The organism is Nocardia jiangsuensis, assembly GCF_042650385.1.
Classification (GTDB): domain Bacteria; phylum Actinomycetota; class Actinomycetes; order Mycobacteriales; family Mycobacteriaceae; genus Nocardia; species Nocardia jiangsuensis.
Map to the genome: position 1 here is coordinate 495,552 of NZ_JBHSAX010000013.1, position 13,321 is coordinate 508,872.

10 protein-coding genes are annotated in these 13,321 nt (G+C 74.8%); 1 reads left to right on the forward strand and 9 read right to left on the reverse strand.

Annotation, left to right across the window (positions count from 1 at the left end):
- Positions 1–141 precede the first annotated feature (141 nt).
- A complete protein-coding gene (locus ACFO0B_RS13865; RefSeq protein WP_378612810.1) occupies positions 142–1,044 on the forward strand; it encodes a hypothetical protein in 903 nt (300 codons plus the stop codon).
- A gap of 146 nt (positions 1,045–1,190) precedes the next feature.
- Here ACFO0B_RS13865 and ACFO0B_RS13870 read toward each other — a convergent pair whose 3' ends face one another.
- From ACFO0B_RS13870 to ACFO0B_RS13910, 9 genes are read right to left on the reverse strand one after another with little or no spacing between them, the layout of a single operon-like run.
- Positions 1,191–3,266 (reverse strand): hypothetical protein, encoded by a 2,076-nt coding sequence (locus ACFO0B_RS13870; RefSeq protein ID WP_378612811.1) that lies wholly within the window; start codon positions 3,264–3,266, stop codon positions 1,191–1,193.
- A complete protein-coding gene (locus ACFO0B_RS13875; RefSeq protein ID WP_378612812.1) occupies positions 3,266–5,173 on the reverse strand; it encodes a type VII secretion target in 1,908 nt (635 codons plus the stop codon). Before ACFO0B_RS13875 ends, ACFO0B_RS13870 begins: the two co-directional genes overlap by 1 nt.
- A 38-nt stretch (positions 5,174–5,211) precedes the next feature.
- Positions 5,212–7,689: a hypothetical protein gene (locus tag ACFO0B_RS13880; RefSeq protein WP_378612813.1), complete on the reverse strand. Its 2,478-nt coding sequence runs from the start codon at positions 7,687–7,689 to the stop codon at positions 5,212–5,214.
- Between the two features lie 7 nt (positions 7,690–7,696).
- Positions 7,697–8,008 carry a hypothetical protein gene (locus ACFO0B_RS13885; RefSeq protein ID WP_378612814.1) on the reverse strand — a complete coding sequence of 104 codons (312 nt, stop codon included), beginning with the start codon at positions 8,006–8,008 and terminating at the stop codon, positions 7,697–7,699.
- A complete protein-coding gene (locus ACFO0B_RS13890; protein WP_378612815.1) occupies positions 8,005–8,364 on the reverse strand; it encodes a hypothetical protein in 360 nt (119 codons plus the stop codon). The genes ACFO0B_RS13885 and ACFO0B_RS13890 overlap by 4 nt, the downstream gene beginning before the upstream one ends.
- Positions 8,361–9,053: a hypothetical protein gene (locus ACFO0B_RS13895; protein ID WP_378612816.1), complete on the reverse strand. Its 693-nt coding sequence runs from the start codon at positions 9,051–9,053 to the stop codon at positions 8,361–8,363. Before ACFO0B_RS13895 ends, ACFO0B_RS13890 begins: the two co-directional genes overlap by 4 nt.
- On the reverse strand, positions 9,050–9,361 hold the full coding sequence (locus tag ACFO0B_RS13900) for a hypothetical protein (protein WP_378612817.1): 312 nt from the start codon (positions 9,359–9,361) through the stop codon (positions 9,050–9,052). Before ACFO0B_RS13900 ends, ACFO0B_RS13895 begins: the two co-directional genes overlap by 4 nt.
- Complete coding sequence (locus tag ACFO0B_RS13905) at positions 9,358–10,836, reverse strand: hypothetical protein (protein WP_378612818.1); 1,479 nt, start codon at positions 10,834–10,836, stop codon at positions 9,358–9,360. Before ACFO0B_RS13905 ends, ACFO0B_RS13900 begins: the two co-directional genes overlap by 4 nt.
- 15 nt (positions 10,837–10,851) lie before the next feature.
- Complete coding sequence (locus ACFO0B_RS13910) at positions 10,852–13,314, reverse strand: hypothetical protein (protein ID WP_378612819.1); 2,463 nt, start codon at positions 13,312–13,314, stop codon at positions 10,852–10,854.
- Between the last annotated feature and the right edge of the window lie 7 nt (positions 13,315–13,321).

Consider the following 13,321-nt stretch of genomic DNA (forward strand, 5'->3'; position numbering starts at 1 on the left):
ACCATCTCTCGATTCGCATCCGCTCATTGTGGAGAGGCCGGGCGCGCGACCATTCCCAATCCTGGGGGTGCCCGGTTTCGTCCGCATTCCCACCGGGGAGAAGCCGGGAGAATGAACGGGATTCGAGGAAGGTGGTGCGCCATGCCCGTCGACGCCGCGAAAACCGGCACCGAGGATGCCGCGACGATCGCCGCGACGCCGCTGATGACGCTCGCCGCGGGAAAGAACTACTGGCCGGTGAGGCTGGTCCGGCCTCCGGGCGGCTCGCCCGGGCTGCTCGCCTTCGTCGCGCTGGCCGAGGTCGCGATCCAGACCGCGGTCGACCTGCTCGGCCGCGGCATGCCGAAGCCGCCGCCCAAGGTCGACGACCTGCTGCAGCCGGTGGTGCTGGAGAACATCGGCAAGGGTAAGGGCGTCGCCGAGTACGAGAAGGCGATCACCGCGGTCCAGGCCCGCCAGACCACCCTGCTCACCCTGGACACCCAGGTGCTGAAGACCTCGGTGGTGGTCGCCGCCGAGCAGAACGAGACGCTGCGGGCGATCAAGACCATCGTCACGGAGCTGAATGCCGCGCTCACCGCCGCGGGCAAGGCGAAACTGCAACCCGCGCAGGAGAAGGCGCTGCTGAAGAAGGTCGCAGACGCCGTCGACGCGGTCTACGACAAGGTCGAGGCGGTCGCCAAGCTCAACGAGGACATGGCGGGCGGGAACAAGACCGGGGGCGGCACCGAGCAGGTCTCGACCGGCGGGGCGACGACCGGCGGTGGCGGGGGCGGTGGGGACGGCGGGCTCGGCGGCATCCTGCCGATGCTCGCCATGCTGCCGATGGCCGCGATGCCGCTGCTCTCGCAGATTCCGGAGCTGCTCGAGCAGCAGGAGGAGAAGCGGAAGGAGGCGGAGGAGGAAAAGGAGAAGGACGAGCAGGCGCCGGGGGCGCCCGCCGATCCGAAGGCTCCCGCGGTCGATCCCGGCGCGCAGCCGGGCGGGCCGCCCCCGCCGGTCGTCGCCGAGCCGATTCCCGACCCCACCGCCGTGGTCCAGTGATCCGCGGCGGCAGTCCGATGCCGCCGCGGCAGTTCGCGTTCCCGCCCCGAAGCTTCGCTGCGGCAGAGTAATTCTCCGCTCCGGCGGCCGAGACTTCGCGATAGCGGTCCCGACTTCCTCGACGGCGGTGGGCCGACCGCAAAGGGTCAGATGGTGACGCTGACCGGCGGCGGCGCGGTGACCGCGGGCGGCATCGGCGCGGGCGGGGTCGAGGGGGTGGCGGGAACGGGCAGCGCCTCCCCCGCACCCGGCACGGCCGGGGTCTGCTCGCCGATACCGGCGCCACCGGGGCGGGCGAAGCCGAGGAATTCGCCGTCGGCGGGGTTGTTCGGGTCCAGCGGGACGATCTGCCCGTCGGTGATGATGTGCGGCACCCCGTCCACCACCACCACGAGCCCGGTGTGGTCCCGCCACTGCGCGACATCCCCGGTCCGGACGTCGTTGCCGTCCACCACGATCCACGGATTGGCGGCCGACGACTCGCCCGGCGTGCCCACGTAGGCGGCCCTGGCATCGCTGCCGTTCGGGTTGTTCAGCTCGCGCTGGATCGCCTCCGCCACCACCTGCGAAACCTGCTGCGTGCTCGGCGGTTTCGTCGGAATCTGCACGTCGACCATGGACTTGTTGCCGAGCACGACCGGCGGCGGGGCGGCCGGGTCGGCGGTCACCGTCCCCGGCGGCGGGGCGGCGCCCTGGTTCTGCACCTGCTGCACCGGCGCGTTCGGGTCCTGCCCGGGCTCGGGTTCCCGCTTCTCCTCGTCCTCTTCGCGGTCGCGGTCCCTGTCGCGATCGCGGCCCTGGGACATGGACTGCATCATCTGCTGCATCATCATCATCATGGGCAGCGACTGCATCATCTGATTCATGCCGGAGCCGGCCCCGCCGCCGCCGGACGAACCGCCGCCGGTCGTTCCCCCGCCGCCCGCCACGGTGGCGCCGCCGGTCCCGCCTGCCGTCGTGCCCGCGCCGCCCTCGATCTCCTCGATCGCCGAGTTCAGCAGATCGACGATCTTGTCGGAGCCGGTGCCGCCGCCCGCGGTGAGCGGATCGGTGCCGAGCGCGGTGCCGGTGCCGAGCAGGTCGCCGTAGAGGCCGCTGAAATCCTGGCTCCCGGCACCAGGCGGCGTTGTGCCACCGGAGGTGTCGCCGTACTGCCCGCCGTTGTACTGCCCGTTGCCGTTGTTCTCGCCGCCGTACTTCGGCTTCTTGTCGTCGACATCGACAGCACCCGCGTCCGCGGCGTCGCTGACCTTCTTCACCTCGCGCTCGACGAAGTGGACCATGTCGTGCAGCACGCCGAGCAGGAAGTCCTCGGTGGCCGGGGGGAGCTTGGGCTCCCCCACCACGTTGCCCTTCACGTCGTACTCGATATACGACGGGGGATCGGCGACGGCCGGCGGCGCCTGGTACACGCGGTGTGGCGCCCGCAGCTTCTCGTTCGTGGAGTCGACCTGCGCCTCGATGGCCTTGAGCGCGTTCACCGACTGCTGCGAGAGGTCATTGGTGGTGACGTGGACCTGTCGCACCTTCTCGTACAGGTCGGCATTCACCCGATCGAGCCGATCGGTCTTGCCCTCGTAACGCTCGGTCATCGTGGAGTTGATCTTGGTGCCCGGCAGCCCGGCATTGGTGAACACTTTGTCGAGCGAGGCGTTCGGGGTCTCCTTTCCATTGCCCCACAGCTCCTCGGCACAGGAGGTGATCAGGAAGTTCTCGCAGATGTCGATGTGCTTGTCCAGGTTGGCCGAGGCGCCGTAGGGGTGGTGCAGGTGCCAGTCGAGGCCGCGATCGGGGTCGGGGCCGGCGACGGTGCCGATCGGCTTGTTGTCCTTGTCCAGGAAGACCAGGCTGCCGTCGTTGTTCAGCTGGAGCCGGACCGCGCCGGGCACCTTGTCGGTCGCCCAGACCGGGAGCGACTGATAGTAGGCGTCGGCCTCGAGGATGATCTGCCCGTCCGGGCCGATCGAGGCGGCCAGGATATTGCCGCTGCCCCGGTCGGTGGACGGGTTGGTGTTGGTGGTCGCGGACTCCCAGACCACGCCGTTCGGCCCGCGCAGCACCAGATTGCCGTTCTCCAGCATCAGCTGGTACTTGCCGTCCTGGGACTTGATCGAGGAGCCGGAGAGGATCGCGCCGCCGACGTCGACGCCGTTTCCGGTGGTGTCACCCTTGGCGACGACCTTGTCGTCGATCTTCGGCTCGGGCGCCTTCGGCGGAGCCATCAGACCGACCGCTCGGGCGGGGGTGTGCTCGGGGCGGCGACCGCGCCCGCGGGCGGCCCGGCGACAGCGGGCGCGGTGACCGCGCCCGGCGCGGCGGCACCGGCGGGCACGGCGACCCGCTCGGGCACCGAGACCGCGGCCGGGACCGCGGTGAACTGGGGGTGCTCGGTGATCTGGCCGTGCGCGTAGATCGCGTCCCGCAGCGTCTGCCTGGCCGGCTCGCCCTCGAGCAAGAGCACCAGCTCGGTGCAGCGGCGTTCGAAGACCAGGTCCCGCAGCAGGGTGGTGGCGGTGTCAACGCGCAGCTCGCCGAGCTCGACCCGGCCGACGTCGACGCGCTGCGCCAGCATCGAGGCGGCGAGCAGGTCGTCGGCGTCGCGCAGCTCGTCCCAGAGCCGGCGGGGGACGGTGCCGCCCGCGGTCAGCTCCATCAGGATCCGCTCGCGCAGCTGTCGCGCGGCGCGGGCCTCCGGCGGGGTGCGGCCCGCGCGGCCGGTGGCCGCGTTCGCGGTCACCGCCAGCTCCAGGGTGTGCGCCCCGAGCTGCGAATCGGGCACGGCCGCCGCGTTCTCGAGACCGGCGATGGAGCCGGCCAGGCCGAGCCGGTCGGTGGTGTCCGGGGTCGGGATTCGCAGGTCGAGCTCGTAGGCGGGGGCGACGTGGTCGGCGATCGCGGTGCTGCCGAGCCGCAGCCGCAGCCCGGGGTCGATCGGCCCGGAGGAGACCAGCGCGGAGAGCCCGGCATTCGCCTTGGCGCCCCAGGCGAGCGCGAACTCGGCGAGCACCCGGGCCGGGTCGGCGATCCCCTCCCACGGCGAGCCGCCGTGGGAGGGGGTCTCCAGCAGGGCGTCCCAGAGCCACGGGGTGGAGATCTCGCGCGGCAGGTGCAGCCCGGCGGGCAGCCAGCCGCGGCCCTCGTTGCTCGTGATGAAGACGCCTGCCCCGGCGGGGCCGCGCAGCACGGCGACGGCCCAGGTGGTGCCGACCGCCGTCTCGGTGGCGGCGAGCACGCCCGCGAGCAGCGTCCTGGCCAGCACCAGGTCGTCGTCGATCGCGGCGCCGACGACGTGGCCCGGCTCCGCGGCATCCTGCCTGGCGTTCGCGACCGCCGCCGCGAACGGAGTCGGCATCGGGGCGACCGGGACGGCGTCGCCCCGGTTCGCGCCGTTCTGTGCCGGATGGCGTTCGTCGGCGCCCGCCGCGAGCGGAACGAGCGGAACGGGCGGTGCGACACCGGCTCCGGACGGCGCGGTGGCTGCGCCGGAGTTCGGCGCGGCGGTCGTTCCCTGGTCGGTGCTCACCGGGGCGATCCCGGCCGGGCGGTCGGTGCCGCCCTGGTCGGTGCCTGCCATGGTGACCGGGGCGGAAGGGGTGATCGGGGACGTGGTCGCGCCGGACGGCACCGCGCCGTCGGTGCCCGTGGCGACCGGCGCCGACGCGGCGGCCGGGGCGCTGCTGCCGGTGGTTCCCGGCGCGGCGTGCGCGGGCTCGCCGAACGGCTGTGCGGCGGGAGCCGCGGAGACGGGCTGCTGCTCGGTCTCGGCGGTGCCGGGCTGGGGCGCGGAGACCGACGGCGTGCCCGTCCGCTCGCTGACCTCCGCACCGGCGGTGCGGGTGCGGGCGGCCAGGTCCTCGTCGGTCTGCTCGTAGGTGTCGGCGGAGGCGCGCAGCGCGGCCGCGGTGTCGTCGTGCTCCCGTGCCAGGTTCTCCGCCGCCCGCTGCCTGGCGTCGTAGTACCGGCCGAGCGCCTCGTAGACCGGCTGCGCGATCTTGCCGTAGGTGGGCAGGAAGTTCGCCAGCCACTCGGCGGGCGGCTTCCCCCACTCCCTGGTGTCCTGGGCGATCCGGTCGTGCTGCGTGGCCAGTTGGCGCAACACCGCAGGGTCGATGTTCATGCTTTCCGGCATGCCTGCTCAGATCCTTTCCCGTACCGATCAACTCATTTTCAGCGATTCCCACCAGTGGGGATTCCGGTCGGTGCCGCGTAGGCCGGGTGCCCGGTGACCTGGGCGTGCGCGTAGATCGCGTCGCGCAGCCGCTGCCGGTCGGGCGGCTCGGCGAGCAGGAGCACCAGCTCGTCGCAGCGGCGCTGGAAGGCGAGGGCGCGCAGCGCCGCCCGCTCCGGCCCGGAGCGGGCGCCGGGGGTCTCGGCGCGCAGCTCGCCGAGCGGAATCCGCGCGACGTCGGCACGGCGGGCGGGGACGGCGGCGGCGATCAGATCGTCGGCGTCGCGCAGCTCGGCCCACCACTGCTCGGGCACCGGCTGCCGCTGCCGCAGCGCGAGCAGGATCCGCTGCCGCAGCGCGGGGGCGTCCAGCGCCTCCGGTGCGTGCAGCCGCCTGCGGCCGACGCCGGTGTGCGCGTCGAGCGCCGCGCTCAGGCAGCGTGCGGCGAGCTCCGGCTCCGGCACCGCGGCGGCGCGCTCCAGCAGTGCGGCGGCGCCGGTCAGGCCGAGCCGGTCGGTGAGCCCCGGCCTCGCGGCGGTGAGGTCGAGCGCGGCCGAGGCAGGCACCTCGCCTGCCAGCGCCACCTCGCCGAGCTGCCCGCGCAGCGCGGGTGCGATCCGCTCCGAGGAGGCGAGCGCCGAGAGCCGCGCCCCGGAGCGGCGGCCGAGCGCCTGCCCGAATTCCGCGAGGACGCGGGCCGGGTCGGCGATGCCCTCCCAGGCGAACCCCTCGGCGATCTCCCACACCCACGGCGTGGAGAGCTCGCGCGGCAGGTACAGCCCGGCGGGCAGCCAGCCCCGCCCCTCGTTCGAGGTGACGAAGGCGCTCACGCCGGACGGTCTGCGCAGCACGGCGACCGCCCAGGAGACGCCGAGCACGTCCGGGGTGGCGGCCAGGATGCCCGCGAGCAGGGTGCGGGCGAGCACCAGGTCGCCGTCGACGCGCTCGCCGAGCACGAACGACGGTTCGGCGGCGAAGAGCATGGCGGCGCCGACCGTTTCGCGGATGAGGTCGTCGCTACCGGTGGCGTCGCCGGTGGCGCGGCCGGATCGGGTGCGCGGGATCGGCGGGAGGGGTCCGGGGGCGGTCGGGCCACCCAGGCCGGTGGAGACGCGGGGTCCGAGGGCGCGGCTGTCCGCCGGTACAGCGCCCGCGGACCGGCCCGTTCGATCGGCACCCTGCGCGCTCCCGCCCGCCGAGGAACCCACGGCGCCGCTGCCTCCGGCCGCTCCGGAACCGGCACCGGCCGAACCGGCACCGGGCGGACTGCCACCGGGTCCGCCGAAGCCGGGCGCACCGGCGCGGCCTGCTCCGGCCACGGGTGGCCCGGCGCCGTTCGCTCCAGCCGCGCCGGACGGCCCCAGAAGCGCCGGAAGAACCCCGAACGGCACTGCATCAGAGGCGGATCCGGTGCCGAACCGGGCAGGGTCGGTGGTCTCGGCACCGGGACCGCCCGCGAGGGTCGCGGGATCGAAGCCCACCGCGCGCTCCCCCGGCCCGGACCGGGCGGCGGCCACGACGGGCCCGCTTCGATCCAGGTCCTGCCCCGCGTCGGCGCCGGGGTGAGACTCGCCGCCCGGCCCGCCACCCGACCGGTCGTAGGGCCCGGCCATGGCAGGCCCGTACCCGGCCCCGCCCGGCCCCGCCCCGCTAGACACCGGCGCGCCGGGGCCCGGCGCGCCGGGCGCGGCCACATCGGGCGCGACCACGGCCGGCTCGAACCCCCTCGGCACGACCGGAACCGGCTCCCCGGCCCCCAACGCACCGGGCACCTCGGAAACCGGTACCTCCGCACCGGGCTCCGGCAGCGGAAACGCCACCGGCACCGCAGGATCGGTCCCCGGCTCGGGCGGCCCACCGTCGCGGCGACGCCCCGGCCCGCGCTGCCACGGCCCCCGCCCCGGCCGCCGCACCGCGCCCGGACTCCCCGGCACCCACGGCCCCGGCATGCCGAGCAGCTCCGCGATCACCGGCAACCCGGGGAACCCGGACGGCCCGGTCTCCCGCAGCGCCGCCCGCGCGACCTCATCGACCTCGTCCCGCGCCTCGGCGATCAGCCGGGGGATGCGCGCCCGCAGCCGGTCCGCCTCCGCGTCGTCCTCGGCGGCGGCGGCGCTGCGGTTCGCGGCGGCGATCCGCGCGGTCGCGCGGTCGACGATGTCCAGGATCCGGTTCCCGGTGCGGTACACCAGGTCGGCGAAGTCGCGCAGTACCGCGGCGGTGGCGAGCAGTGCGTCGGCGAAGGCCTGCGGGGTGCCGCGCTGGCGCAGCAGCTCGTCCCCGGCGAGGTGCAGCCCGGCGCTGGAGCGCACCCGCTCCTCGAAGGCGCGGCGGTGCTGTTCGGCCGCGCCGGGGTCGAGCCCGGCGGCGCCCGCCTCGGCGATGCGGGCCAGCGCGTTCCACTCCGCGGGCGTGACGGCGGGCCAGTTGCCGCCGACGATCGCGGTCCAGTGCGGGTTGCCGAGGTCCGGTTGCATGGGGGCGTCAGCCGGCTCCGGTCCCGCGCATCGCCTGCCCGCCCGCGATGTCGGCGGCGCCGAGCGCCCGCGCGGCCTCGGTGATCTGCCGGAGCGTGAGCGCGGTGCGGCCCGCGTCGTTGCGCAGTGCGCCGCCGAAGGTCTCGACGATCCAGCCGAGCCGGTCGGTGAGCACCCGATCGAGCGCGGAGCCGGGGCGCCGCGGTGGCTCCAGCTCCCCGGTGACCAGGGTGACCAGCTCGCCGACGGTGTCGATGGCGGTGCTGAACCCGGTCGCGGCGGCGATCACCTCGTCCGGGTCGTCGATGTCGAGGTTCACGAACGCGCCCTGCCGAATTCGGCCTGCTCCAGCGCCCGGTAGGACTCCTCGGTCGGCAGGTCGAAGGAGTCGACGGTGTAGGGCCTGGTGCCCTTGTACTCCATCTCGGCGCGCAGCCCGACCCGCGACTTCTCGTGCGCCAGCCGGGCCACCCGCAGGATCTCCGCGGCCAGCCAGGGCTCGCCGTTCTCGCCGGCGTCGTCGGCGAGGTGCATGCCGACCACCTCGCCGTCCCGGTCGCAGGCGACGCCGACGGTGTGCTCGGGGTTGAACACCTCGTAGACGGCGTGCTCCCAGTCGGGTTCGGCCGGTTCCCGCTCTTCGTCGTCGTCCCGGAAAACGGGTTCGTCGGTCATAACTCCTCCTCGGGGGGTTCGCCTGCGGAATCCAGCCGCCGCGCGAGCTCGGCCCACGGCTCGTCCGCGACGCACAGCACGTGCCGCAGCCGCCAGAAGCGACTGCCCAGGTACATCTCACCGGTGCCGTCCGGCTCCACGTCGAGGTGGTCGGGGCCGTCGTCGGCGGCGTTGAAGGTGATGGCGGTGAGCGGCGGGCGGTCGTCGTCGATGTTCACCAGGGTCGCGCCGCTGCCGGGGATGAAGCTCTGCCGCAGCCGCGGGCTGTCCCCCGCCGCCACCTCCGCGCTGTTCGTGGTGACGGTGACCTCAGGGTTCAGCATGAGCTGGAGTACCCAGGAGCGGGCCGCGAGCGCGGGCCGGTCGGCGTTGATGGAGAGCGCGAGGGTGGCGGCCAGATCCACCACGAGCACCTCCTCGGCGACGGTGACCCCGACGACCACCAGCCGCTGCGCCGAGCCGACCGGGTGCGGCAGGTCGTCGGCGGCCAGCGAGGTCACCTCGGCGCCCTCCTCGCCACCGGTCTCCGGGTGCGCGCCGACCCGCCCGGTGCGCACGTCGACGGTGAAGGCGCAGAAGTTGCGCAGCGCCTGGTCGGCGACGGCCGCCAGCCGCACCAGCCCCTCCTCGTGCAGCCAGCGCACGGTGTCGGCGACGGTGACCTCGGCGAGCTCGGAGCCGACGGTCACGAGGGAACCGTTTCGGCGGTGTCGTCCATGACGGCCCGGTACTGGCGGGCGGCGTCCGCGGAGCTCTCCCTGATCGCGGCCATGATCTCGGCGGCCAGCTCGGCGCCGGTGAACCGGGCGGTCGTGCCCGGCGCCAGGTACAGACCGGTGAGGTTGCCCATGGCGTCGACCTCGGGGATCACCGCGCCGCTCGGCGACGGCCTGCGTGCCCGGATGGCGTCGATCCGCTCCCGCATGTCGGCGATCCGGTGGCGCAGGTCGCGCGCGGCGTCGAGCGCTGCCTGGACGTCGGGGTGGATGCTGCTCACGGGGTACCTCCGGAGGACGGTTGCTGGGTGGGCGGCGCCGGGGTCGGCGGCGTCACCGTCGGGGCGATGCTCGGCCGTTCGCCGATCACCGGGTCGGTGTGCGGGGTGTCGTCGACGTACATGAGCCGGTCCGGGTGCCAGGCCACGACCCGGTTGCGGTCGCCGCCCGCGCCGCCCTGGCCGCCGCCCATCCCGGGCGCCATCGGCATGTAGGGCATGTACGGGCTGCCCGCGCGCGACCCGTTCGCCCCGGCCTGCGAGCCGCCGCCGAGCGGTTCGATCACCGAGGCGCGCGGGAGCCCCGCGGTGCTCGGCGCGGTGCCGGTGCCGCTCACCATCGGCATGGCGCCGACCGCGAACGCCGTGTCGGCGGGGATCCCGGCATCGACGCCGGGCACGCCGCCCGGTGCGCCGGGCGAGCCGGGGCCCGCGCCGGTGAAGCTCGGGATGCCGTAGTCGTCGGCGTAGGAGCCGTCGTCGTAGCCGTAGTCGTCGTAGCCGATGTCGTCGTACTCGTCGCCGCCCTGTTGCCCCTCCATGCCGCTCATGGCGCTCATCAGCGCGGGCAGCATGGCGCTCAGCATGCTCGAATCGCCCTGCCCCGAGCTCTCGTCCGCGCCGGCGCCCGCGGCGGCCGCGCCCGCGCCGACACCGGACTCGACGGCGCCGGTGTAGCCGGTGATCGTCTCCGCCGAGCGCGCGTTCTGCTCCTGGAACTCGGCGAGCGCCAGCTCGGTCCCGACCGGGTCCTTCGAGCGCAGCGCGGTCAGCAGCTTGCGGCGCGCGGCCAGGATCTCCTGCGGCGTGGGGTGTTTCGCCTTGGCCAGCCGGAACGCGGTGCCGTAGCTGTCGATGCCGTCGGCGAGCGTGCCGAGCCGGGCGCCGAGCCCGGTCAACCTGCCCTGCTGGCCGAGCAGCTCGGTGCTCGCCGCCGCGCCCACCGGGGTCCAGCCCTGCAGCGCGCCCGCGGCCGCCGTCACCCCCGGGGCCGTGCCGGCCAGCAGGGAGCCGGCGAAATTCCGCACCGTGCCCGCGAATTCGGTGGCGCGGCCGGGGCCGGGGCCGGTGTGCAGCGCGCGGGCGAAGGTCAGCGGGTCGACGGTGGCATCCGGCACGCCGCCCGCAGGGGGCGGCAGCCGGAGCGGGAGCGGCACGACCTCCGGCACCGGGTTGGCGGCCTGCTCGCCGCCGCTGCCGCCGAGCGCGCGGCTGCCCGCGGCGTCGGTGGCGGTGTAGTCCACCGCGGCGGCGCCGACCTTGCTCGCGGTGCCCTGGATCTCGCCGAGCAGCCCGCCGAGCTCGTTGAGCAGCGCGGCGGCCTGGCCGTTCAGCCGCGGCACCGCCGCCGCCGAGATCGGGTCGGCGCCCGCGGGCACCACCCAGCCGCCCGGCATCGCCGCGCCCGCCTCGCGCGCGAGCGCGGCGAGCGCCGCCGCCGTGCGGACCAGCTCGTCGGCATCGACATTCAGGACCATCGCTCCTCCCCTCGCTCAGACCACCGGTACCGCGACCGGGTCGCCCACCGGCACCTGCTCGCCGCCGCGCGGCGCGGCGGCCCCGACCCCGGGCGGATGCGCGAAGCCGCCGAAATCGCCGAGCGGCCCGGTGGCATCGGCCAGCTCGGCCTGGAACGGCCGCAGCTCGCCCTGCACGACGACCTCGAGGGTGCCGCCCTCATCGGCCGGGAAGACCACCGCGATCGCGGTGCGGTCGGCGCCGGGCGCGGAGCCGCGCGCGCCGTCCTGCGGCGGCGCCACCTCGCCACCCGCCGAGCCGCCGACGCTCGCGCCCATGGGCGGTGCACCGGTGGACATCTCGGCCTTCGGCGGCTCCGTCGGCTCGGCGCCGGCCGGGCTCGTGACCGAGACCCAGGTGGCGACGTCACCGGTCTGCATGGCGTAGGGGTCGACCCGCTCCAGGGACTTCACGTCGCTCCACTTCGCGGCGGTCTTCTGGTAGGCCGCGTGCGCGTCGGTGTGCTCCCGGTCCGCGAACGCGGCGTCCAGCGCCTCGGCGACGGCGGGCCAGACCCGCTGGTGCCGCCCGTCCGGGAAGTCGTAGGGCACCTTGCCGTCCTCGCCGACGACCCGGGCGGGCGGCGCGACCGCGGGCTGGCCGGGCGCGGTGTTCGGCGCGTGCACCGCCGGATTCGCGTTCGGCGCGGGGTTCGTGCCCGGCGCGGCGGCCTGCGGCGCGGGCGCCGGGGTCGCGGGGGTGGTGATCGGCGGGGTCTGCACGGCGGGCGGGCGGTTCCCGCGGTCCGGGTCGCGGAGATCGCGGCCGAGGTCGCGGTCCTGGTCGGCGAAGTTCCTGGCCATGGCCTGCTGGGCCAGCATCGGGAGCAGCATCTCCATGCCCGAGCCCATCCCGAGACCGGAGCCGATCCCGGCCCCCGGGTTCACCCCCGGCGCGGAACCCGGGGTGATCGGCGTTCCGGGGGCGGGCTGGTTCGCCGACTGCGCGGCCTGCACCGCACGGTCCAGCGCGTCGGCGCTGCGGCTGGAATCGCTGCCCGAGCCGGTGCCGTCGATCCCCGGCAGGGAGGAGCCGGGCAGGTCCGAGCCGTCGATCCCGGGCAGCCCGTAGTCACCGGGGGTGGTTCCGGCGGTCCCGGCCGCGGGAGCGCCCTGCTGCCCCGATCGAGCCAGCTGCTCCATCAGCTTCGTGACGGCCTCGGTGTCCGTGATCTTGTCCGGATCGGGCACATCCTTCGCGTTGTCGCCCGACTCCCGCGCTCTGCGCGCGGTGTTCTCGCTGACGTCGGCGAGCGCCTTGGCGGCGAGTTCGGAGAAGTTCCCGCCCGGATTCGCCGCGACCAGCCGATTCATGCCGTCGATGAGGTCCGCGATATTGGCCCGCCCGACCCTCGTGATCTCGTCCTGCTCGGGCAGCACCGTGTTCAGGATCGTGTTCTGCATGGCGTCGAACCGACCGGCGGCTCCGTTGAGCCGGTCCACCACCTGCGGGTAGTTCGCCGGGATCGCGTCGGCCCCGGTCGTGATCTCCACCGGCGCGAAGCGTGGGATGACCTTGTCGTCCAGTGGCGTCTTCTTACTGGGATCGCCGAAGAGCTCGTAGTTCTCGGAGAGCGCGGTGGCGACCGAGTCCCCGCTGCCCCCGTGCCACTCCGCCACCTCGTGCGGCAATCCACCGGGCTGTAGCAGGAAGCCCGCCCCGGTCGCCGTGAACATCGGGTCGGGGCTGAAGGGCGGCGTCAGGTACTGCGGCACGTGGTCGCCGCGCCAGACGAGCTCGATCGTGGGGTCCTGCCCCGGCAGCGCCACCGCCGACTTGACATCCCACAGCGCCACGAAGGCGGCGGACCCGAGCCCGACGCCGAGCGCCCTCGCCCAGGACGAGCCCATCGCCTGCGCGAATCGGTGCCCCTGCTGGCCGAGCAGCCGTTTCACTCCCGTCGGCTCCGCGAGCGCGGCCCGGTCCGCGCGCCCCGTGCGGAGCGCTTTCGTCGCGTCCGCCCGCGCGGCCGTCGCCGCCCGGTGCGCGGCCTCCGCCTGCTGCTCGGCGTTCTGCAGCTTCTTGCTGCCCGGGCGTGCCGCGGCGGCGGCCTTCGCCTGGTCCAGATCGGCTTTCGCCTGAGTCACGGCCTTGCGCGCGTCCGCGAGCTTCGCCACCGCATCCGTCACCTTGCCGTCGGCGGCGGCGACGTTGTCGAGTGCCGCCCTCGGGCCTCTCGAGAGACTCCCGGCCCCGGCCTGGAGCGCCTTTCCGGCGCCGAAGCCGGCCGCGCCGCCCGCCGCGCCGACGAGGAACCCGGAGACCGCCTTGTCACCGTCACCACTCATGACCTGACCGGCCGCACCGCCCGCGCCACCCGCCAGCGCGGCCGCGCCGAGCATCTTGACGGCACCACCGCTACCGGGAAGCAACCGGTTGGCGACGGCGGTCACCCCCAGGTCGACGACGAAACCCCATTCCTCGCCCCAGTCCGGCATCGCGCGC

Excerpts from the sequence above, each read along its gene's own strand:
- ACFO0B_RS13865 (WP_378612810.1), top strand. The coding sequence starts at position 142 with ATGCCCGTCGACGCCGCGAAAACCGGCACCGAGGATGCCGCGACGATC.
- ACFO0B_RS13870 (WP_378612811.1), bottom strand. The coding sequence starts at position 3,266 with ATGGCTCCGCCGAAGGCGCCCGAGCCGAAGATCGACGACAAGGTCGTC.
- ACFO0B_RS13875 (WP_378612812.1), bottom strand. The coding sequence starts at position 5,173 with ATGCCGGAAAGCATGAACATCGACCCTGCGGTGTTGCGCCAACTGGCC.
- ACFO0B_RS13880 (WP_378612813.1), bottom strand. The coding sequence starts at position 7,689 with ATGCAACCGGACCTCGGCAACCCGCACTGGACCGCGATCGTCGGCGGC.
- ACFO0B_RS13890 (WP_378612815.1), bottom strand. The coding sequence starts at position 8,364 with ATGACCGACGAACCCGTTTTCCGGGACGACGACGAAGAGCGGGAACCG.
- ACFO0B_RS13905 (WP_378612818.1), bottom strand. The coding sequence starts at position 10,836 with ATGGTCCTGAATGTCGATGCCGACGAGCTGGTCCGCACGGCGGCGGCG.
- ACFO0B_RS13910 (WP_378612819.1), bottom strand. The coding sequence starts at position 13,314 with ATGCCGGACTGGGGCGAGGAATGGGGTTTCGTCGTCGACCTGGGGGTG.